The following is a 21,412-nucleotide window of genomic DNA, read 5'->3' on the forward strand; positions in this document are numbered from 1 at the left end:
GTGGATGTACGAGCTGTCGCGGGTGCGCCTGCACTCGGTCGGTCCCAGCGGTGCGCGGTACCAGGACGTCGTGCTGGACCTCTCCGGCGTCGGGGACGTCGTGTCCGCGCCGACGCAGGATGCGCTGTTCGGCGCCGGGGTCCATCACACCGAGAACGGACCGCCGCGCCGTCCGTCGCCCGCGAGCGTGCTGTTCCTGGAGAACGGCGGCGGCAAATCGGTGCTGATCAAGCTGATCTTCTCGGTGATGCTGCCGGGCCGCAGGCAGGTCGTCGGCACGACCAACACGCGCGTGCTGGAGAAGTTCGTCGGCGCGAAGGACGTCGCCCACGTGGTGCTCGAGTGGCAGCATGTGGAGACCGGGCAGCGGCTGATCACCGGCAAGGTCTCCGAGTGGCGCGGGCACGTGGCCTCGTCGGATCCCGCGAACCTCGTCGACTCCTGGTACTGCTTCCGCCCCGGCGCGGAGGTCGGACTGGAGTCGCTGCCGCTGACCGCCGACGGCAAGTTGCTGACGATGTCCGGTTTCCACGACCGGATGACGGCGCTGCACGGCGACGTGCCGGAACTGCAGCTGTTCTGGACCCGCAGGCATCACGAGTGGACCGAGCGGCTCGACCAGCTCGGCCTGGACACCGAGCTGTTCCGCTACCAGCGCGCCATGAACGCGGGCGAGGGTGAGGCGGCGGACGCGTTCGCGTTCAACACCGACGAGGCCTTCGTCGAGTTCCTGCTGCGTGCCGTGATCAGCGAGGACGAGCCGAAGGATCTCGCCGACGTCCTGGCCACCTACGCCGACAACCTCGCCCAGCGCGGCGAGCTGATGACCGAACGCGACTTCGTGGCCGGCGCGCTCGACGCGCTGACCCCACTGATCGACGAGGAGAAGCTCGCGGCGGCGGCGCGCAAGCTCGCCGACGCGGCGCGCGCCGAGCTGGAGACCCTCGCCGGCGAGGTGGCGGCCCGCAACGCCGCGGAGTCCGAACGGCTCGAGACGCTGACCGCGCACGTGCAGGAGGTCGCGGACGCGGAGCGGCTCGCCGAGGGCGATCACCGGCGTAAGCAGGCCGTGCTGACCGAACTCCGCAGGCAGGTGGCCGCGATGCTGCGGGACGAGGCGCAGGCGGAGTCCGAACGCATCGACGCCGAGCTGGCGGAGGCGAAGACCCTCGCCGAGGCGTGGCGGGAGACCGGGACCGTCCTGACCCAGCTGGGCGCCACCCGGAAGGCCGCCGACATCCGCGAACTCGTCGGCAGCAGGGAGGAGAAGGCGCGGCCCGCACTGGAGGCGAAGAACGCCGCCGCCACGGCGCTGGCGCGCGGCCTGCTCGGACTGGCGCAGGAGGCGCAGGAGCAGGCCGACGAGGCCGACCGGCAGGCGACGGAGCTGCAGTCCGAGGCCGAGGAGGCGCAGCGGGAACGCGACGAGGCGACGTCGGCCGCGGCGAACCGCCGTGCCGAGGCCGACGGGCTCGACGCACGACTCGAGGAGGTGCGGGCGGAGATCGCCCGTGCCACGGCGGACGGACTGCTGAGCCACGGTGCGGACGTGGCCGAGGCGGCACGGACGGCGGCGGCCGAGGGGGAGGAGGCGACCGCCGAACTCTCCCGCAGGGAGGCCGAGCTGGAGCGGGTCGCCGAAGAACTGGGAGCCGCCCAGACCGCGGCGCACGAGGCTCAGCGCGAGGCGGCAGGGGCACGGGACCGGGCCCAGCGCGCGGCCGAGGAGCTCACGCGCGCGCATCGCCGCACCGATGCGCTCGCCGCCGAGCCGCGGCTGGCCGAACTGCTCGGCACCGACACGGTCACGCTGGAGACCGACACGCCCGCGGTGCTGGAGCGGCTCGCCGAGGCACGCGGGGAGGCGGAACGCGAGCAGACGACCCTGCGGATGGAGGAGTCGCGGGACGAACGTGCGCTGGGAGCGCTCGGTTCGGGCGGGCTGCTGCCCGCGCCCGAGGAGCTGCAGGCCGCGCTGGAGGTCCTCGAGCAGGCGGGTGTCACGGCGTGGTCGGGCTGGCGGTACCTGTCGACGCTGGACCCGTCGACGCGGGCCGACGCGGTGCGACGGGCGCCCCAGCTCGTGTCGGGTGTGCTGGTGAACGACCCGGCGCAGCTCGGCAGGGCCGAGGAGGTCCTCACCGAGCACCGGCTCCTGCCCGGTGCGGCGATCGCGGTCGGCACCACCGCGGCGCTGGCCGACCGTGACCTGGGCGAGGCGCCCGGCGTGGCGTTCCTCGTGCCGCCGAACCCGGCGATGTACGACGAGGACGCCGCCGACGCCGAACGCGAGGCCATCAGCCGGCGCCAGCACGACCGCCAGCGCAGGCTCGCCGAGCTGGAGGAAGCGATCGGCGGTGACGCCGCCCTGACGTGGAAACTCACGGCCTGGCGCGAGGACTACCCGCCCGGCAGCATCGCCGTCCTGGCCGAGCGGGCACAGGAGGCCGAGACCGAACGGGAGGAGGCCGAACGGCACGCCGACGAGGCCGAACGCACCGCGGCGCGGCTGGCCGAGAAGCGGGACGGGCTGCGGGAGCGGATCCCGGCGCTGCGAGCGGAGGCCCGCCGGGCCGAGGACGCCGCCCGCACGCTCGAGGACCTCGCGGGCCGGGCAGGCCGAATCCCGCAGTGGACCGAGGAGGCCCAGCGGGCCAGGGAGACGGCCACACAGGCGGAGCAGCGGTCGGAGGACGCCGCGGCGCGGGCCGCCCGGCTGCGGGACCAGGTGGCCGAACACCGCCGCACCGCCGACGGACACCGGCGGACCGCGACCACGGCACGCGGCGAGCTGGCCGAGGTGCCCGGCGGCGGGGCGGTGTCGGCCGACGACCCGGTTCCCGACGAACCGGTGGACGCACTCCGGCGGGCGTTCACGTCGGCGTCCGAGGCCTACGCGCGGGTCGAGGTGGGCGGTGACCTGCGCGCCGAACTGGAGCAGGCCGAGGCGGCCGAGTCCGCGGCCAGGGCGGCGTTGGAGAACCTCGACGAGGACGTGCGCGTGCGTGCGGCCGAACTGCTCGACACGCCCGACGGCTCCGACTCGTCGGCCCGCGCGGCCGCCCAGGCGCGGGCGGTGCGGGCAGTGGAGACCCTCGAGGCCGAGCGCACCGAGGTGATCGGCAGGCTCGCCACCCGCACGGCCGAACTCGGCCAGCTGCCGTCGCCGTCGGGACCGGTGGACAGTACGGAACGGCCGCGCGACGTCGACCACGGCCGAGAGCTCATCGAGGAGGCCGCCGACCAGGTGTCGGCCGCCGCGCGGGAATGGGAGGAGCTGCGGGAACGCCGCGCGGCCGCGCAGGCCTCCCTCGACACGGCGACACAGAGCGCGTCCGGCTTCCGGCTGCTGGCCGAGTCGCTCGCGACCCACGTGCCCGCCGGCGAGCCGGCGCGGGCGTTCGACGGCGACGTGGAGGAGGCGCAGGCCAGGGCCACCGAGCTGACCGGACGTCTCACCTCGGCACAGCAGCAGGTCGACGAGGCCGTCGCGCGGGTACGGGCCGCCGCCGACACGCTGGCGCAGTACGCCGCGGAGAAGCGGTTCGAGCAGCTGGACACGCCGGTACGGCAGCAGGTCGTGGCGGTCCGCCGCGACAGCCTGCCCGACCACGCCGAGGAATGGGCCGAGGCGCTGCGGCCGCGGCTGCGGACGCTCACCGACGACCTGGCCCAGATCGACCGGCACCGCTCCGGCATCGTCACCCGGCTGCAGAGCATGGTCGAAGGCGCGATCCGCACGCTCCGCTCGGCCCAGCGCGTCTCGCGTCTGCCGGACGGCCTCGGCGACTGGTCCGGGCAGGAGTTCCTCCGCATCCGTTTCACCGAGCTCGACGACGCCGAGCTGGCCACGGCCCTCGGCGAGGTCGTCGACGAGGCGGCCGTCGGCAGGACCGCCGACGGCCGGGACGTCAAGCGCGACGGATTGTCGCTGCTGCTGCGCGGGGTTCGTGCCGCGGTGCCGAAGGGCTTCCGGGTGGACATGCTCAAACCGGACTCCGTGCTCCGCACCGAGCGGCAGCGGGTGTCGGAGATCCGCGACGTGTTCTCCGGCGGCCAGCAGCTCACCGCGGCGATCATCCTGTACTGCACCCTCGCGGCGCTGCGGGCCAACAACCGCGGCAGAATGCGGAACCCGCACTCGGGCGTGCTGTTCCTCGACAATCCGATCGGCCGCGCCTCGGCCGGGTACCTGCTCGAACTGCAGCGTGCCGTCGCGAGCGCACTGGGCGTGCAGCTGGTGTACACGACCGGCCTGTTCGATGCGGGCGCACTGGCGGAGTTCCCGCTGATCGTGCGGTTGCGCAACGACGCCGACCTTCGCGCGGGCCGCAAGTACCTGTCGGTCGACGCGACGATGCGGAAACAACTCGACGAGCTGCCCGAACCCGACGGCACGGCCCGGCTGACCTCGACACGGGTGTACACGAAGTCCGCGGCGAGCTGAGGTGGCTCGGGTGGCCGGTTCCTGTCGGTGATCGTTGGTAGACACGGCCCGTGACCCCGACGAAGGCCATGACGACGATGACGACACCGACGATGACGACGGCGGAGCGGCGGGCCCGCCTCGCGCGCCGGCACCTCCTCAGCGATCGCGCAGCCGGTGTGGCCGACGTCGCCGAGGGTGTGGTCGCGTTGCACGCCACGGATCCGGCCACCGTGTACCTGTCCGCGGCGGCGCGCCTTGCCGGGTCCGGCACCGGCGGCGATGCCGTCGACGCGGTGGATCACGCGCTGTACGAGGAACGTTCCGCGGTGCGCATGCTCGGCATGCGCCGCACGATGTTCGTCGTCGGCCGCGACGTCGCGCCCCTCGTGCAGGCGGGTTGTGCCGCCGACATCGAGCGCAAACAACGGCGACTGCTGCTCCGCCACCTCGAGCAGACCGGCATCCCGGATCTCGGCCGCTGGCTGTCCGGCGTCGAGGACGCCACCGTCGGGGCGCTGCGGGCACGCGGAACGGCGCGGGCGGCCCAGCTGGCCGAGGACGAACCCCGCCTGCGCACCGAGATCGTCATGGCGGCGGGCAAGCCGTACGAATCGACCACCTACATCACCAACCGGGTGCTGTTCCTGCTGGCGGCAGCCGGCCGCATCGTGCGCGGCCGCCCCGGCGGATCGTGGCTGTCCACGCAGTACGAGTGGTCGCTCACCGACGACTGGCTGCCCGGCGGCATCCCCGAGCCGGAACCCGAGGAGGCGCGGACCGCGTTGCTGCAGCGGTACCTGCGCGCCTACGGGCCGGTGCGGGAGGCCGACATCCGCTGGTGGACCGGGTGGACGGCCGCGCAGACCCGCCGCGCGCTGGCCGATGCCGCCGCCGAGACGGTCGACCTCGACGGCGCGGCCGCCTTCGTGGCCTCCGGCGACGTCGAACCGACGCCCGAACCGCAGCCGTGGGTGGCGCTCCTGCCCGCGCTCGATCCGACACCGATGGGCTGGACGGATCGCGACTGGTTCGTGGGGCCGCACCGCTCGGCGCTGTTCGACCGCAACGGCAACATCGGCCCCACGATCTGGTGCGACGGCCGCATCGTCGGCGGTTGGGCCCACCGGTGGAACGGCGAGGGCACCGGGGGAGAGGTGGCGACGCGGCTGCTGGAGGACGTCGGCACCGAGCGGACGGCACTGGTGGCGGCCGAGGCCGAACGGCTCACGCAACGGTTGCGCAGCTGGCTGTCCGACGCGGTGGTCGTGCCGCGATTCCGAACCCCGCTGGAACGGGAGTTGAGCGCGTGAACCGAGCGCCGGAACCGGTCCGGTGACCGGGCGCTGTGACCTGAGCGATCTTGAACGATTTCTGCAAGGTTCAAGGTGCGCCACGTCTCGTGCGGGGTACCCGGGTCGGGCCTGGTCGCCGCGCTAGGGTGTGGGCGTCCCAACGATGTGCAAGCCGGCCGTAGGTGCCGGGTCGAGAACACTGTGAGGAGAGAGCAGACGTGACGGTTCGCGTAGGCGTCAACGGCTTCGGCCGGATCGGCCGCAACTTCTTCCGTGCCGCGGCGGCCAGCGGCCATGACATCGAGGTCGTCGCGTTCAACGATCTCGGCGACGTCTCCACGATGGCCCACCTGCTCAAGTACGACAGCGTGCTCGGCCGTTATCCGGAAGAGGTCACCACGTCCGACGAGGGCATCGTCGTGGGCGGCAAGACGATCAAGGCGCTCGCCGAGCGCGACCCGGCGAAACTGCCGTGGGGCGACCTGGGCGTCGACGTGGTCGTCGAGTCCACCGGCTTCTTCACCAACGCCGAGGACGCCAAGGCGCACCTCGCGGGTGGCGCCAAGAAGGTCCTCGTGTCGGCCCCGGCCAAGGGCGAGGACCTGACGGTCGTACTGGGCGTCAACGACGACCAGTACGACGGTTCGCAGACCATCATCTCCAACGCGTCCTGCACCACGAACTGCCTCGGCCCGCTCGCCAAGGTGCTCAACGACAGCTTCGGCATCGAGCAGGGCCTGATGACCACGGTCCACGCCTACACGGCCGACCAGAACCTGCAGGACGGTCCGCACAAGGACCTGCGGCGTGCCCGCGCCGCCGCGCTGAACATCGTGCCGACCGGCACGGGCGCCGCGAAGGCCATCGGCCTCGTCCTGCCGGAGCTGAACGGCAAACTCGACGGCTACGCGCTGCGCGTCCCGGTGCCGACCGGCTCGTCGACGGACCTCACCGTGACCCTGTCGAAGAGCGCCAGCGTCGAGGCCATCAACGAGGCCTACCAGGCGGCGGCCGCGGGCCCGCTGCAGGGCATCCTGCGCTACAGCGACGAGCCGATCGTCTCCTCCGACATCGTCACCGACCCGGCGTCCTGCATCTACGACGCGCCGCTGACCAAGGTGATCGGCAACCAGGTCAAGGTCATCGGCTGGTACGACAACGAGTGGGGCTACTCCAACCGCCTCGCCGACGCCGTGAACCTCATCGGCTCGAAGCTGTCCTGAGCCATGGCGGTCAAGTCACTCGACGATCTGGTAGCCGACGGCGCGGTCGCGGGACGGTACGTGCTGGTCCGGTCGGACCTGAACGTGCCGCTCGACGGCGCCACCATCACCGACGACGGCCGGGTCCGTGCCGCACTGCCGACCATCCGCCGTCTCGCGGAAGCGGACGCGCGGGTGGTCGTCACCGCGCACCTGGGCAGGCCCAAGGGTGCGCCCGACGACACGTACTCGCTGCGGCCCGTCGCCGCGCGCCTCGGTGAGCTCCTGGGCGGCGACGTCCCGCTCGCAGGCGACGTCGTCGGACGCGAGGCCCGTGACGTCACGGCGAGCCTGGCCGACGGCCAGGTCGCCATGCTGGAGAACGTCCGCTTCGACCCGCGGGAGACGAGCAAGGACGCCGACGAGCGCGGCGCACTGGCCCGTGAACTCGCCGCGGTGGTCGGGTCCGGTGCCGCGTTCGTGTCCGACGGTTTCGGCGTGGTGCACCGCAAGCAGGCGTCCGTCTACGACGTCGCCCGCGAGCTGCCCGCGTACGCGGGCGGTCTGGTGCTGTCCGAGCTCGAGGTGCTGCGCACCCTGACCGGTGACCCGCAGCGGCCCTACGCCGTCGTGCTCGGCGGTTCGAAGGTCTCCGACAAGCTCGCCGTTATCGAGGCGCTGCTGCCGAAGGTCGATCGGCTGCTGGTCGGCGGCGGCATGTGCTTCACGTTCCTCGCCGCGCAGGGCCAGGGCGTCGGCGGCTCCCTGCTCGAGACGGACATGGTGGACACGTGCAAGCGGCTGCTGGCCGACGCGGGCGACAAGCTCGTGCTGCCGGTCGACGTCGTCGCCGCGGACGCGTTCTCCGCCGACGCCACGACCCGCACGGTCGCGGCCGGAGAGATCGAGGACGGCTGGATGGGCCTCGACATCGGCCCGGAGTCGGTGCGCCTGTTCGCCGACGCCGTCGGCTCGGCGAAGACCGTGTTCTGGAACGGCCCGATGGGCGTGTTCGAGATGGCACCGTTCGAGGGGGGCACCCGCGGCGTGGCCCGCGCTATCGCCGACGGCGACGCCTTCAGCGTCGTCGGCGGCGGCGACTCGGCGGCCGCGGTACGGCAGCTCGAACTGCCCGAGGACGGGTTCTCGCACATCTCCACCGGCGGCGGGGCCTCGCTGGAGTACCTGGAGGGCAAAGAGCTGCCCGGCGTGGCGGTCCTGAGCGAGTGAGCCGCAGGCTCGGCGCGCGTGGTCGTACCGAGGGCACTTGCCGTACGGCACGTGCCCTCGGTACACATCCCCGAGAAGTCCCGTCCCCGTCCCACTCGTGATCCGGAAGGCCCCCGGGAAGCTTCGCTCCACCCCAGACCCCCCTCGTGAACCGGAAGGTGCAGGCATGAGCCGCAAACCGCTCGTCGCCGGCAACTGGAAGATGAATCTGAACCACCTCGAGGCCATCGCCCTGGTGCAGAAGATCGCCTTCTCGCTGCCGGAGAAGTACTACTCGAAGGTGGACGTGGCGGTCATTCCGCCGTTCACCGACATCCGCAGCGTGCAGACGCTCGTCGACGGCGACAAGCTCCTGCTCACCTACGGTGCGCAGGACGTGTCCCAGCACGCGTCCGGCGCCTACACCGGTGAGGTGTCGGCGTCGATGCTCGCCAAGCTCGGCTGCACCTACGCGGTGATCGGCCACTCGGAGCGGCGCGAGCACCACGACGAGACCGACGAGGTCGTGGGCAAGAAGGTGCGCGCGGCGCTCAAGAACGAGCTGACGCCGATCCTGTGTGTCGGCGAGCCTCTCGAGGTCCGGGAGGCCGGCGACCACATCACGCACACGACCACGCAGCTCATCGAGGCCCTGAAGGGGCTCAAGAGCGAGCAGGTGGCCGACATCGTGGTGGCGTACGAACCGGTGTGGGCGATCGGCACGGGCCGGGTTGCGACGCCCGCCGACGCCGAGGAGGTGTGCGCCGCGCTGCGCAACGCCCTGGCCGAGAAGTACGGTGCCGACCTCGCCGCAGGAGTGCGCGTCCTCTACGGTGGCTCGGTGAAATCGGGCAACATCGCGGAGCTCATCGCCTGTGAGAACGTGGACGGTGCGCTCGTCGGCGGCGCCAGCCTCGACGGCGACGAATTCACGAAACTCTGCGCGATGGCCGCAGGAGGCCCGCTACCCTGACCGCGTGTGGCACCCGCTACTCTGGGTGCCCTCGCCACCCGCAGTAGACAGAGGATGACATGCAACTGTTCCTGCAAATCTTGTTGGTCGTGACCAGCGTTCTGCTGATCATCGCGGTGCTGCTGCACCGTGGCCGCGGTGGGGGACTGTCGTCCTTGTTCGGTGGTGGGATGCAGGCCAGCCTGGCCGGCTCGAGCCGGGCCGAGTCGAACCTGGACAAGGTCACGATCGGGCTCGCCGCAGTCTGGCTCATCGCGATCATCGGGCTCGGCCTGCTCCTCAAACTCTGATCGGTCGCGTGCCGTGGGGCACGCCGGGTTACTGGTGGGTGAGGTTTGATGGTTGGCGGTAACGCGATCCGGGGGACGCGCATCGGCGCGGCCGGTCCGTCGAGCGAATCCGAGCGCGGCGAGACCGCGCCGCGGAGCGTCGTGTCGTACTGGTGCGCCAACGGGCACGAGTCGCGGCTGTCGTTCGCGCTCGACGCCGAGATCCCGAACGAATGGGACTGTCCGAAGTGCGGTCTGCCCGGTGGGCAGGACGTGCAGAACCCGCCGTCGTCGGGACGGACGGAGCCGTTCAAGTCCCATCTCGAATACGTCAAGGAACGGCGTAGCGATGAGGAGGGCGAAGCCCTGCTCGAAGAAGCGCTCGAGAAGCTGCGCCAGCGCCGCGGCAGGGCCTGAACGGCACCCCGCAGGCACGGCGTCGGGCCGGCCGGGGAGTGAGTTCTTCACCGCGTTCGCCGGGTGACGGAGTTTCCGTCACCCGGCGAACGTGTGTCTCGGGCCGTCAGGCCGTGGGAGTTTCCACCGGCTCGGCGTCGTCGGCCGTGTCGTCGACCGTGTCGACGGGGTAGCGCGCGGTGACGCAGAAGCCACCGTCCGAGGTGGGTGCCGACTCGACCGTGCCCCCGAGCATCCTGGCCCGCTCGGCCAGGCCCGTCAGGCCGTAACCGCCCGACGGCAGGGGGCCACTGTCGGCAGGCCGCGCAGGCGGGTCGTTGCGGACCTCCACGTGCAGGGAGTCGTCGTCCGCCGAGACCGTGACCACCGTCGTCGCGCCCGGCGCGTGCTTGCGGACGTTGGTGAGCGACTCCTGCACCGTCCGGTACGCCGCCGCCGACACCTGGTCGGGCACGTGCGCGGGCAGGGTGTCGAGGTGCAGTTTCACCGGAACCTGGCAGCCGTGCACGAGGTCGGGGATCTCGCAGACCTTGGGCGAGGAGCCGTCGTCGTCGACCGAGCCGGAACGGAGCAGGCCGACGAGGCCGCGGAGCTCTTCGAGGGTCTGCGTGCTCAGCTCGCGGACGGTACGAGCGGTCCGTTCCGCCTCCCCGCCCGGGGCGGCCGCCGTGAGCACGCCCGCCTGCATCGCGATGAGCGTGATGTTGTGCGACACGACGTCGTGCATCTCTCGGGCGAGCCGCGTGCGTTCCTCGGCCCGCACCATCTCGACGTGCAGTTTGCGTTCGCGGTCGCGGCTCGCGGCCAGTTCGGCCAGCCGGCCGGCCAGTTGCTGCCGCGCGCCGATGAGCAGGCCGATCGCCAGCGGCATCCCCGCCACGACCGTGCTGTAGATGACGTCGAGCGCGTGGACCTGCCAGGTCAGGGCGACGAACTCGTCGAGGGGCCACAGGATGAAGCGGCACATCCAGACCAGCCAGGCACCGACCCAGACCTGCCAGTGGGTCTGCTTGCGGGTGGCCAGGAAGCCGAGCGCCATCATGGCGGCGACCTGCGCCCACCCCGCCATGAACCCGGGCGTGGCGAGCAGCAGCACCGTGAAGGGGAACCAGCGGCGCAGCAACAGGGCGCCGCAACTGAGGGCCGACAGATACACCGAGTAGGTCGGTGCGTCGTCGGGAACGACGAGCCACACGTCCAGAACGGCGATCAGGAACACCGACGCGTCGATGACGGTGCTCCGAACCGCGGTGCGGCTCCACAAGGTCGACAGCGAGTTTCGGATGGCGGAGAACGCGAGGCGTACGCGGTGTGCCACGGAGCGCGGGCCCTGAAGCGAGACGTCAGGGAGAAACGTTCCCTCTGTGGTCATGGTCGAGACCTCTCGTCTTGTGGACCTCACCATGAGAGGACATTCTGCCCTGAAGTGTCTCCCTAATCGGGAAAAAGTGTGCGGATGTTAACGCAGCGCGCACGAGATTTTCGTGTGATGCCACCTGTGCGTGGAGGTGGCATCACACCTGCGGGTAGTGCGCCTACACGTGTCGTGACCAGGGGAGTTCCGCTGCGGCGTCGGTGTCGAGCAGCCACCGGGTCCGCTCGGTGCCGCGGGCACCTGCGACCGGCAGCTCGATCTCACCCGCGCCGCGGTGCGCCGCGGCGACCGCCTCCGCCTTCGCGGCACCGGTGGTCACCAGCCACACCTCCGTGGCCCGCCGGATTGCGGGGAAGGTCAGCGACACCCGCGTCGGCGGCGGCTTCGGGCAGTCCCGGACCGCGACCACCGACCGCTCGGTCTCGTGGGCCGCGGGCGTGCCGGGGAAGATCGACGCGGTGTGGCCCTCGCCGCCGAGGCCGAGGATCATCACGTCGAACGCCGGGACGTCGCCGTCGGTGGCCGTGGCGGCCAGCACCCGGGCGTAGTCCGCCGCGGCGGCGTCGGGATCGTCGCCGAACTCGCCGTCCGACGGCGCCATGGCGTGGACCCGGGCCGGGTCGACCGGCACGTGGTCGAGCAGCGCCTCCCTGGCCTGTTTCTCGTTGCGCTCGGGGTCGTCGGCAGGGACGAACCGGTCGTCGCCCCAGAAGACGTCGAGCCGCGCCCAGTCGACCGCGTCCCTGGCGGGGGAGCGGCGCACCTGCTCGAGGATCGCGATGCCCGTGCCGCCACCGGTGAGCACCACCGACGCCGACCCGCGGGCCGCCTGCGCGTCGGCGAGCGCCGTGATCAACCGTGCCGCCGTCGCCGCGGCCAGCACGTCGGCGTCGGAGTGGACGACGACCTCGCCCGTCCGCGAGGTGGTGGTCATGTGCGTCCCTTCCCGGTCTTCGTGCTGCCCCGCCTCGTTGACGAGGTCTTCGACGTCGATGCCTTCCCCGTGGACTTCGTCGACTTGGAGGAGGTCGACTTCGACGAGGTGGACTTCGAGGGGGTGGACTTCGCCGAGGTGGACGTGCCCTTCGACCCGGACTTCGTCGTGGAGCCGGACCCCGACGTGGCCTTCGACTCCGACGTCGATCCCGACGTGGCCTTCTTCTCCGAGGTCGACCGCGCGCCCGAGGACTTCCGCGTCGTCGACGACGAGGAACCGCGGTTGCGCCCACCCGACAGCTTGGCCAGACCGTGCAGCGACGCCTCGTACACCGCGTCCGAGTCCAGCCGCCGCAGCTCCTCGACCAGGCAGTCGCGATTGTCCCGGCGGTGGAGCGCCACCTTCCGCGTCGGCTGGCCCGGCTGGGTGAGCGTGCCCGTGCGGCCGTCGGGACGTTCGATGGACACGGGGCCCGACGGGCGGTCCAGCGTGACCGAGAGGATGCCCTGTGCCTGGGACGTCCTGTTCCGGGTCACCGGGACGTCCAGGTACGCGGCCAGCCAGCCCGCCAGCAGCTCCGTCGAAGGCGAGTCCGACTCGCCGGTGACCGTCGCACCCGTCACCTGTTCGTACGGCGGAAGATCCAGTGCGCCGGCCAGTTGTGCCCGCCAATGCGTCAGCCGGGTCCAGGCCATGTCCGTGTCGCCCTCGGTGTAGGCCTTCGACCGGGCCAACAGTGACCGGATCGGATTCTTCTCGGCCGCCGAATCGGTGATCCGCCGCTGGGCCAACTTGCCGAGGGGATCCTTCATCGGCGACTTGGGACCGTCGCTCGGCCACCACGTCACGATGGGCGCGTCGGGCAGCAGCAGCGGCACCACCGCGCTCTGCCCCTGATTCGCCAGCGGACCGTACAGCCGGAGCACGACGACCTCGCTCGCGCCCGCGTCGCCACCGACGCGGATCTGACCGTCGATGCGCGGCGCCGCCGTACGGACACCCTTCGCCACGACGATCACCCGCGACGGATGCTCGCGGCTGGCCTCGTTGGCCGCGTCGATCGCGTCCTCGAGCTGCTCGTCGTCCTCCGCGACGATCACGAGCGTCAGGACCCGGCCCAGCGCGACCGCGCCGCCGCGTTCCCGCAGCTCCACCATTTTCTTGTTCAGCTGCGACGTCGTCGTCGACGGCAGATCGATGATCACGGGCGCCTCCAGTTGCGGCCTGTGCGCTCCAGCATCCGGTCCGCCGACGGCGGACCCCAGCTGCCGGGTGCGTACGGCTCGGGACTGCCCTGCTCGGCCCAGTGCCGCAGGATCGGGTCGAGGATCTTCCAGGACAGCTCGACCTCTTCGTTCACGGGGAACAGCGACGGCTCGCCCAGCAGGACGTCGAGGATCAGCCGCTCGTAGGCCTCCGGGGAGCTCTCGGTGAACGAATGGCCGTAGCCGAAGTCCATCGTGACGTCGCGGACCTCCATGGTCGTGCCGGGAACCTTCGACCCGAACCGCATCGTCACGCCCTCGTCCGGCTGCACCCGGATCACCAGGGCGTTCTCGCCGAGCTCCTCGGTCGCGGTGGAGTCGAACGGCAGGTGCGGCGCCCGCTTGAACACGACGGCGATCTCCGTCACCCGCCTGCCCAGCCGCTTACCGGTGCGCAGGTAGAACGGCACACCCGCCCACCGGCGGTTCTGCACCTCGAGCGTCACCGCGGCGTAGGTCTCGGTCGTCGACTCCTTGCGGAACCCGGCCTCCTGGGCCAGTCCGGGCACCTTCTTGCCGCCCTGCCAGCCGCCCGAGTACTGCCCGGCGGCCGTCGTCTCGTCGAACGGGCCGACCGGCTTCGTCGCGCCCAGCACCTTGACCTTCTCGGCCCGGAGCGCGCCCGGCTCGAACGAGACCGGTTCCTCCATCGCCGTCAGCGCGAGCAGCTGCAGCAGATGATTCTGGATCACGTCACGGGCCGCGCCGATGCCGTCGTAGTACGCGGCCCGCCCGCCGAGACCGATGTCCTCGGCCATCGTGATCTGCACGTGGTCGACGTAGTGAGCGTTCCACAGCGGTTCGAACAACTGGTTCGCGAACCGCAGCGCCATGATGTTCTGCACCGTCTCCTTGCCGAGGTAATGGTCGATGCGGAACACCGACTCCTCGGGGAAGACGTGATTGACCACGGAGTTGAGCTCCTGGGCACTGGCGAGGTCGTGACCGAACGGCTTCTCGATCACGACACGGCGCCACGTGTCCTCGTCGCAGTCGGCGAGCCCGCTGCGGGAGAGCTGCTTGGTCACGATCGGGAACGCCCACGGCGGGATCGACAGGTAGAACGCCGTGTTGCCACCCGTGCCGCGCTCGGCGTCCAGATCGTGCACCGTCTGCGCCAACCGGTCGAAGGCGTCGTCGTCGTCGAACGTGCCCTGCACGAACCGGATGCCCTCCGCGAGCCGGTTCCAGACCGACTCGCGGAACGGTGTCCGGGCGTGCTCGGCGACGGCGTCGTGGACGACCTCGCCGAAGTCCTGGTTCTCCCACTCGCGGCGGGCGAACCCGATGAGCGAGAAGCCCGGGGGCAGCAGGCCGCGGTGGGCCAGGTCGTAGATCGCCGGCATCAGCTTCTTGCGGGACAGATCGCCCGTGACGCCGAAGATCACCAGACTGGACGGCCCGGCGATGCGGGGGAGACGTTTGTCCCTGGGGTCGCGGAGCGGGTTGGTCCAGCTACGCGTCATCGATCGAGCTCCTGTACGGCACGCATGACTTCCGCGAGGCCGGCGGCCCGGTCGGTCAGGTGCAGCCGGAGCACGGGCCTGCCGTGCTCCGCGAGCACCTGGGCGTCGCCGAGCGCCTGCGCCAGCTGGAGCGTGCCCAACGTGTAGGGGCGGTCCGGTACTTGGAGGTCCTCCTCCGACGCGCCCGTGAGCTGGAGGAACACGCCGTTCTGGTGGCCTCCCTTGTGGTACTGGCCCGTCGAGTGGAGGAACCGCGGGCCCCAGCCGAACGTGGTCTGCGTGCCGGTGCGCTTGGCGAGTTCCGGGCGCAGCAGCGCGGCGGACGCGTCGTCGAGCCGGTCGAGGTAGGCCTGCACGGCGAGATAGCCGCCCTCGGGGAGCGTGTCGGTGAACTCCCGCAGGATGTCGGTCAGCGAGCCCTCGGCGCTCGTGCCCGCGGAGGCGTGCACCTCCACCGCGCCCGCCACGGCCGCCGGTGCGGACGTGGCGCCCAGCGTGTCCGGGTCGTCGAGCAGCGACCGGGCGGCCTTCTTGGCGGCCTCGACGTCGGGCTGGTCGAACGGGTCGATCCCGAGCAGTCTGCCCGCGACCGCGACCGCCGTCTCCCACACCAGGAACTGAGCCCCGAGCGGGCCCTCCGCCGCGATCCGCGCGCCGCCGGCCGACGGGCCGATCGCCACCGGTGTGGCGTCCTTGCCCGTGTCGCCGAACCCGGGTGCGTCCGGACCGTCGACGACGACGGGCAGCAGTCCCGTGCCCTGCTTGCCCGTGGACTCGGCGATGAGCTGCTCGGCCCAGTCGCCGAACCCGGTGATGCCCGATCCCGTGTCGGCGAGCACGAGCTTCTCGGCGCCGTCGTCGTGGGCGGCGCCGAACGCCGCGCCGAGTCGCAGTGCCGGATTGTCGCGCGTGTCGGCGGCCACCGTGTCGGCGACGAGCGTCGCCTGGTCGAGCAGCCGCGCGACGTCCGCACCGGCCAGGCCCGCGGGCACGAGGCCGAACGCGGTCAGCGCCGAGTAGCGGCCGCCCACGTGCGGGTCGGCGAGGAACACCTTCCGGCACTGGTCCAGCTCCGCCAGCGGCGACCCCGGGTCGGTGACGACGACGATGCGCCGCGCCGGATCGATGCCCTCCTCCTCGAAGGCGGCCGCGAACACCCGGCGGTGGCTGTCGGTCTCGACGGTCGTGCCCGACTTCGACGACACCACCAGCACCGTCCGGTCCAGGTCGCCCGCGAGCGCGTCCGCGACCTGGGCGGGATCGGTGGTGTCGAGGACCGTGAGCGGCACGCCCTCGGTGGCGGTGATGACCTCCGGCGCGAGCGACGACCCGCCCATCCCGGCGAGCACCACGCGGTCCACGCCCTCCGAGCGCAACTCGTTGCGGAGGGCCTCGATCTCGCCGATCAGCGGACGGGACGTGCGGTGCAGCGTCGTCCACGCCAGGCGGATCGAGGCCTCGGCCTCGGCGGCCGGGCCCCACAGAGTGGAGTCCTGGGCGGCGAGCCTGCCCGCGACTCCGTCACTCACCAGCGCGTTGAGCCGCGGCGCTGCGGCGGCCTCGAGTGCGGGATCCAGGGTGATCCCGATCTGTTGAGCGCTCATGTCCGCGCCTCAGCCCTTCGCCTTCTGGAGCTGGCCCGACACGGTCTCGAGCAGCTCGGACCACGACTTGTCGAACTTGTCCACGCCGTCGTTCTCGAGCGTGATGAACACGTCGGTGATGTCGATGCCCGCGGCGGAGAGCTTGTCGAACACCGCCTGCGCCTGCTCGGCCGTGCCGGACACCGTGTCGCCCGTGACGTTCGCGTGGTCGGCCGCGCTCTCGAGCGTGGATTCCGGCATCGTGTTGACCGTTCCTGCGACGACGAGCCCGTCGACGTAGCGCGTGTCGGAGTAGTCCGGGTTCTTCACGCCGGTCGAGGCCCACAGCGGACGCTGCGGGTTGGCGCCTGCGGCCTTGAGTGCCTGCCACCGCTCGGACGAGAACAGCTCCTCGTAGGCGGCGTAGGCGAGCCGCGCGTTGGCGATCGCGGCCTCACCGCGCAGGCCGAGCGCCTCGTCGGTGCCGATCGCCTCGAGGCGCTTGTCGATCTCGCTGTCGACGCGGGACACGAAGAACGAGGCCACCGAGTGGATCGACGACAGGTCGTGGCCGTTGGCCTTGGCCTGTTCGAGACCGGCGAAATAGGCGTCGATCACGGCGCGGTACCGCTCGACCGAGAAGATCAGCGTGACGTTGACGCTGATGCCCTGGGCGAGCGTCTTCGTGATCGCGGGCAGGCCTTCCTCGGTGGCTGGGATCTTGACCAGGATGTTCGGCCGGTCGACCGTCTTCCACAGGTCGGCGGCCTCGGCGACGGTCCGGTCCGTGTTGCGAGCCAGGCCGGGGTCGACCTCGATCGACACGCGGCCGTCGACGCCGTGGGTGGCGGTGTACACGTCGCGGAACGCGTCCGCGGCGTCGCGCACGTCGGTGGTGGTCAGCTCACGCACCGCCGCGTGCACGTCGGCGCCACGGTCCGCGAGCTCGCGGACCTGCTCGTCGTAGGCCTCGCCGTCGGACAGTGCGCCCGCGAAGATCGTCGGGTTCGTGGTGACGCCCACGACGTGCTTGTCACGGATCAGCTCCGCGAGGTTGCCCGAGGTGATCCGTTCTCGGGACAGGTCGTCGAGCCAGATCGACACGCCGGCCTGGGACAGAGCCGCAAGGTTGGTGCTCATCGGAGAATTCCCCAATCCGGTCAGGAGTTCTTGTCCAGCGCGCGGCGGGCCGCGGCGACCACGGCCTCCGCGGTGAAACCGAACTCACGGAACAGTGTCTTGTAGTCGGCGGAGGCGCCGAAGTGCTCGATCGAGACGACCTCGCCGCCGTCGCCGACGAACCGGTGCCACGGCTGGGCGATGCCCGCCTCGACGGCGACCCGCGCCTTCACGGTCGGCGGGATCACGGCGTCGCGGTAGGCCTGGTCCTGGCGGTCGAACCACTCGACACACGGCATCGACACGACGCTCGCCGCGACGCCGTCGGCCTCGAGGGTCGCCCTGGCCTCGACGGCCAGCTGCACCTCGGAACCGGTCGCGATGAGCACGACCTCCGGGTTGCCGTTGGAGGCCTCGGCCAACACGTAACCGCCCTTGGCGACACCGTCGGCGTTCGTGCCTTCGAGCACCGGGACGTTCTGCCGGGTGAGGGCCAGCCCCGTCGGGTGGTGGATGTCCTCGAGCGCGGCCTTCCACGCGGCGGCCGTCTCGTTGGCGTCGGCTGGCCGCGCCACGCTCAGGCCCGGGATCGCGCGGAGCGCGGACAGGTGCTCGATCGGCTGGTGGGTCGGCCCGTCCTCGCCGAGGCCGATCGAGTCGTGCGTCCAGACGTAGGTGACGGGCGCCTTCATCAGCGCCGCCAGGCGCACGGCCGGGCGCATGTAGTCGCTGAAGATGAGGAACGTCGCGCCGTACGGGCGGGTGCCGCCGTGCAGGGCGATGCCGTTGAGGATCGAGCCCATCGCGTGCTCGCGCACGCCGAAGTGCAGGTTCCGGCCGTACGGGTTCATCGTGAACATGTCCGTCGACGCGGGCTCCGGGCCGAACGAGTCGGAGCCGTTGATGATCGTGTTGTTGCTCTCGGCCAGGTCGGCCGAGCCGCCCCACAGTTCGGGCAGCACGTCGGCGACCGCGTTGAGGACCTGGCCGGACGCCTTGCGCGTGGCCACGCCCTTCTCGTCGGGCTCCCACGTGGGCAGTTTCTCGGCCCAGCCCTCCGGCAGCGACCGGGTGCGCAGCCGGTCGGCGAGCTGCTTGCGCTCGGGGTTCTTCGCGGCCCAGGCGTCGAACCGCTCCTGCCACTGCGCGTGCTCGGTCTTGCCGCGCTCCTGCGCCTTGCGGGTGTGGGCCAGGACCTCGTCCTCGATCACGAAGCTGCGCTCGGGGTCGAAGTCGAGCGCCTTCTTCACGGCGGCGACCTCGTCGGCGCCGAGCGCGGCGCCGTGGGCCTTGCCGGTGTCCATCTTGGTCGGCGCCGGGTAACCGATCACGGTGCGCAGCAGGATGAAGGACGGCTTCTCCGTCTCGGCCTTCGCCGCGGCGATCGCGTTCTCGAACGCGACGACGTCCTCGCCGCCCTCGAGGACCTGCACGTGCCAGCCGTAGGCCTCGTAGCGCTTGGCGGTGTCCTCGGACAGCGCGACGTTGGTGTCGTCCTCGATGGAGATCTTGTTGTCGTCGTAGATCACCACGAGGTTGCCGAGCTCCTGCCTGCCTGCGATGGAGGAGGCTTCGGAGGTGACGCCCTCCTCGATGTCGCCGTCGGAGGCGATCACGTAGACGTGGTGGTCGAACGGGCTCTCACCCGCCGGGCTCTCCGGGTCGAGCAGGCCGCGCTCGCGACGGGCGGCCATGGCCATGCCCACGGCGTTGGCCAGGCCTTGGCCGAGCGGGCCGGTCGTCGTCTCGACACCCGGGGTGTGCCGGTACTCGGGGTGGCCCGGCGTCCTCGACTCCCACTTCCGCAGCTGCTCGAGGTCGGCCATCTCGAGGCCGTAGCCCGCGAGGAACAGCTGGATGTACAGCGTGAGGCTCGAGTGGCCCGCCGACAGCACGAACCGGTCGCGCGCGGGCCACTCCGGGTCGGCCGGGTCGTGCCGCATGATGCGCTGGAACAGCGAGTAGGCCGCCGGTGCCAGGCTCATCGCCGTGCCGGGGTGGCCGCTGCCGCAGTGCTCGACCGCGTCGGCGGCGAGAACGCGGACTGTGTCCACGGCGCGGGTGTCGACATCGGCCCAGTCGGCCGGGTAGTTCCGGCGCAGCAAGGGGTTGTTCTCCGCGGTCGAGGCGTTTTCCGACACTAGAACTCGGCTCCTGATCGTCTTTGGTTGAAGCTGTTTCGACGCACGTCGTGTGCCGACGGTCGCGGTGCTTCCACACCTGCCGCTTTCGCACACCCGCACGTTGTGGTCCGGCGCACACCGCTGGTGTGCCGGTGTCCGCGGTGCCGTCCGGGCCGTGGCCCGCGTCGGCGGTCCGCGTTCCAGTTGTTCCCACCTGCACCGTTTCCACGCGCCTCCGTGCGCAGGGTCCGGTGCGGAGCGGGTACGTGTTGCGACCGCGTGGACATCGTGACCACGATCTTAATCGATCAGGCGCCGCGTGCCCATGGTGCTCGCCGGGTGGATGTCGGCCCCGTCGCCGACGTGATCAGCCTAGTCCGCGCGCAGCGACGCCGCCCTCGGGCGCGCCGGTGTGACCCGACCGGTGTCCCGGTGAGTGGGGAGTCGCGGATGTGACGTGCGCTGCGCCCCGGGGTGCCGTGCGCCGGGGCCTGCGGGGCCTCTACTACCCTTTGTCACGGAAACGGCCGACCCGTGCCGTGCGGTGTCCGTGCCGCCGGTCCGACCCGAATCTGACGCAGGGAGCGACATGTCGTTGGTGCACGCTGCGCATCCGCCGCATGGGCGCAGTGGTCACACCAGCGCCGGCAACAGCACCGTCGACGGTGCCGACCCGGCCGGGGGTGCGGCCGGCCCCGACGGTGGGCCGTCCGGCGGCAGGCGTGGCGTGCGCGGTGCGATCGCGGCGTACGCGTCACTGGCGAAGCCGCGTGTGATCGAGCTGCTGCTCGTCACCACGATCCCCGCGATGTTCCTGGCGGGCCGGGAGATCCCGAACCCGTGGCTGCTGCTCGCGACGCTCGTCGGCGGCACGATGGCGGCGGGCAGCGCCAACGCGCTCAACTGTGTGGTCGACGCCGACATCGACAAGGTCATGAACCGCACGAAGAAGCGGCCGCTCGTGCGGGACACCGTGCCGCGCACCAACGCGCTGATCTTCGGGCTCGCCCTCGGCGTCGCGTCGTTCGCGCTGCTCTACGGCACGGTCAACCTGCTGGCGGGATTGCTCGCGATCGCGACGATCCTGTTCTACATCTTCGTCTACACGCTCGGGCTCAAGCGGCGGACGCCGCAGAACGTCGTGTGGGGCGGCGCCGCGGGCTGCATGCCGGTCGTGATCGGCTGGGCCGCGGTGACCGGCACCGTCGAATGGCCCGCGTTCGTCATGTTCGGCGTCATCTTCTTCTGGACGCCCCCGCACACGTGGGCGCTCGGGATGAAGTACCGCGAGGACTACGAGCGCGCCGGGGTGCCGATGCTGCCCGTCGTGGCGAGCCCGCTCCACGTGGCCAAGCAGATCGTCATCTACTCGTGGGTCATGGTCGGCTGGACGCTGCTGCTCGTGCCCGCCACGAGCTGGCTGTACGCCGCCTTCGCCGGACTGGCGGGCGCGTGGTTCCTCTTCTACGCCCACAGCCTGTACGCGGGCGTCAAGCGCGGCCGTGAGACGAAGCCGATGGCGCTGTTCCACCGGTCCAACACGTATCTGATGATCGTGTTCGTCGCGCTCGCCGTCGACGCGGCGATCGGCATGCCGGTGCTCGGCCTGCCGTTCTGATCTCTTTGTCGCGCCACTGCACTCGGTCGGGCAGGGGCGCCGCCGTCATCGTGGTGCGTTCCGTCGGGCGAGTCAGGCGCCCCTACCCTCGCGATTCAGCGCGATTCGACCCCTCCCAACCCCACCCCTCCCTTC

15 protein-coding genes are annotated in these 21,412 nt (G+C 71.3%); 8 read left to right on the top strand and 7 right to left on the bottom strand.

Annotated features, from left to right (window positions below; translation table 11 throughout):
- Positions 1-4 precede the first annotated feature (4 nt).
- The 7 genes from LY13_RS22470 (at position 5) to LY13_RS22500 (ending at position 9,791) form a co-directional block, all read left to right on the top strand.
- Complete coding sequence (locus tag LY13_RS22470; protein ID WP_253830540.1) at positions 5-4,447, top strand: coiled-coil domain-containing protein; 4,443 nt, start codon at positions 5-7, stop codon at positions 4,445-4,447.
- 77 nt (positions 4,448-4,524) lie between these two features.
- Entirely contained in the window at positions 4,525-5,739 is a 1,215-nt protein-coding gene (locus LY13_RS22475; RefSeq protein ID WP_253830562.1) for a winged helix DNA-binding domain-containing protein, read from the top strand.
- 200 nt (positions 5,740-5,939) lie between these two features.
- Positions 5,940-6,944 (top strand): type I glyceraldehyde-3-phosphate dehydrogenase, encoded by a 1,005-nt coding sequence (gene gap, locus LY13_RS22480; protein WP_253830541.1) that lies wholly within the window; start codon positions 5,940-5,942, stop codon positions 6,942-6,944.
- 3 nt (positions 6,945-6,947) lie between these two features.
- Positions 6,948-8,153 carry a phosphoglycerate kinase gene (locus LY13_RS22485; protein ID WP_253830542.1) on the top strand — a complete coding sequence of 402 codons (1,206 nt, stop codon included), beginning with the start codon at positions 6,948-6,950 and terminating at the stop codon, positions 8,151-8,153.
- A gap of 166 nt (positions 8,154-8,319) precedes the next feature.
- The gene (gene tpiA, locus LY13_RS22490; RefSeq protein WP_253830543.1) at positions 8,320-9,105 is read left to right on the top strand and encodes a triose-phosphate isomerase; all 786 of its coding nucleotides are present in this window, start codon (positions 8,320-8,322) and stop codon (positions 9,103-9,105) included.
- Positions 9,106-9,164: 59 nt separating this feature from the next.
- Positions 9,165-9,395, top strand: coding sequence for a preprotein translocase subunit SecG (gene secG, locus LY13_RS22495; RefSeq protein ID WP_183651387.1), 231 nt, complete (start codon positions 9,165-9,167; stop codon positions 9,393-9,395).
- 48 nt (positions 9,396-9,443) lie between these two features.
- Positions 9,444-9,791 carry an RNA polymerase-binding protein RbpA gene (locus LY13_RS22500; RefSeq protein WP_253830544.1) on the top strand — a complete coding sequence of 116 codons (348 nt, stop codon included), beginning with the start codon at positions 9,444-9,446 and terminating at the stop codon, positions 9,789-9,791.
- Positions 9,792-9,897: 106 nt separating this feature from the next.
- On the opposite strand, the gene LY13_RS22505 is transcribed toward LY13_RS22500, so the two are convergent.
- The 7 genes from LY13_RS22505 to tkt all read right to left on the bottom strand — a co-directional run bounded on the left by LY13_RS22505 (position 9,898) and on the right by tkt (position 19,677).
- Positions 9,898-11,163: a sensor histidine kinase gene (locus tag LY13_RS22505; protein WP_253830545.1), complete on the bottom strand. Its 1,266-nt coding sequence runs from the start codon at positions 11,161-11,163 to the stop codon at positions 9,898-9,900.
- 163 nt (positions 11,164-11,326) lie between these two features.
- On the bottom strand, positions 11,327-12,100 hold the full coding sequence (gene pgl / locus LY13_RS22510; RefSeq protein ID WP_253830546.1) for a 6-phosphogluconolactonase: 774 nt from the start codon (positions 12,098-12,100) through the stop codon (positions 11,327-11,329).
- Positions 12,097-13,308 carry a glucose-6-phosphate dehydrogenase assembly protein OpcA gene (gene opcA, locus LY13_RS22515; RefSeq protein ID WP_253830547.1) on the bottom strand — a complete coding sequence of 404 codons (1,212 nt, stop codon included), beginning with the start codon at positions 13,306-13,308 and terminating at the stop codon, positions 12,097-12,099. The genes pgl and opcA overlap by 4 nt, the downstream gene beginning before the upstream one ends.
- Complete coding sequence (zwf, locus tag LY13_RS22520; RefSeq protein ID WP_253830548.1) at positions 13,305-14,834, bottom strand: glucose-6-phosphate dehydrogenase; 1,530 nt, start codon at positions 14,832-14,834, stop codon at positions 13,305-13,307. Before zwf ends, opcA begins: the two co-directional genes overlap by 4 nt.
- Positions 14,831-16,438, bottom strand: coding sequence for a phosphoglucose isomerase-related protein (locus LY13_RS22525; protein WP_253830549.1), 1,608 nt, complete (start codon positions 16,436-16,438; stop codon positions 14,831-14,833). The genes zwf and LY13_RS22525 overlap by 4 nt, the downstream gene beginning before the upstream one ends.
- A gap of 9 nt (positions 16,439-16,447) precedes the next feature.
- Positions 16,448-17,557, bottom strand: coding sequence for a transaldolase (tal, locus tag LY13_RS22530; RefSeq protein WP_253830550.1), 1,110 nt, complete (start codon positions 17,555-17,557; stop codon positions 16,448-16,450).
- A 20-nt stretch (positions 17,558-17,577) separates the two neighbouring features.
- On the bottom strand, positions 17,578-19,677 hold the full coding sequence (gene tkt / locus LY13_RS22535; protein WP_253830551.1) for a transketolase: 2,100 nt from the start codon (positions 19,675-19,677) through the stop codon (positions 17,578-17,580).
- Positions 19,678-20,248: 571 nt separating this feature from the next.
- Here tkt and LY13_RS22540 point away from each other — a divergent pair.
- Complete coding sequence (locus LY13_RS22540; RefSeq protein WP_253830552.1) at positions 20,249-21,277, top strand: heme o synthase; 1,029 nt, start codon at positions 20,249-20,251, stop codon at positions 21,275-21,277.
- The last annotated feature ends 135 nt before the right edge of the window (positions 21,278-21,412 follow it).

Origin of the sequence: Prauserella aidingensis (assembly GCF_024171865.1) — a bacterium.
Lineage (GTDB): Bacteria > Actinomycetota > Actinomycetes > Mycobacteriales > Pseudonocardiaceae > Prauserella > Prauserella aidingensis.

Bases quoted from the DNA above. Each gene is read 5' to 3' on its own strand.
- LY13_RS22505 (WP_253830545.1), bottom strand. From the start codon at position 11,163: ATGACCACAGAGGGAACGTTTCTCCCTGACGTCTCGCTTCAGGGCCCG.
- tpiA (WP_253830543.1), top strand. From the start codon at position 8,320: ATGAGCCGCAAACCGCTCGTCGCCGGCAACTGGAAGATGAATCTGAAC.
- zwf (WP_253830548.1), bottom strand. From the start codon at position 14,834: ATGACGCGTAGCTGGACCAACCCGCTCCGCGACCCCAGGGACAAACGT.
- LY13_RS22540 (WP_253830552.1), top strand. From the start codon at position 20,249: ATGTCGTTGGTGCACGCTGCGCATCCGCCGCATGGGCGCAGTGGTCAC.
- LY13_RS22475 (WP_253830562.1), top strand. From the start codon at position 4,525: ATGACGACACCGACGATGACGACGGCGGAGCGGCGGGCCCGCCTCGCG.
- LY13_RS22470 (WP_253830540.1), top strand. From the start codon at position 5: ATGTACGAGCTGTCGCGGGTGCGCCTGCACTCGGTCGGTCCCAGCGGT.
- secG (WP_183651387.1), top strand. From the start codon at position 9,165: ATGCAACTGTTCCTGCAAATCTTGTTGGTCGTGACCAGCGTTCTGCTG.
- LY13_RS22525 (WP_253830549.1), bottom strand. From the start codon at position 16,438: ATGAGCGCTCAACAGATCGGGATCACCCTGGATCCCGCACTCGAGGCC.
- LY13_RS22500 (WP_253830544.1), top strand. From the start codon at position 9,444: ATGGTTGGCGGTAACGCGATCCGGGGGACGCGCATCGGCGCGGCCGGT.
- pgl (WP_253830546.1), bottom strand. From the start codon at position 12,100: ATGACCACCACCTCGCGGACGGGCGAGGTCGTCGTCCACTCCGACGCC.
- tal (WP_253830550.1), bottom strand. From the start codon at position 17,557: ATGAGCACCAACCTTGCGGCTCTGTCCCAGGCCGGCGTGTCGATCTGG.
- LY13_RS22485 (WP_253830542.1), top strand. From the start codon at position 6,948: ATGGCGGTCAAGTCACTCGACGATCTGGTAGCCGACGGCGCGGTCGCG.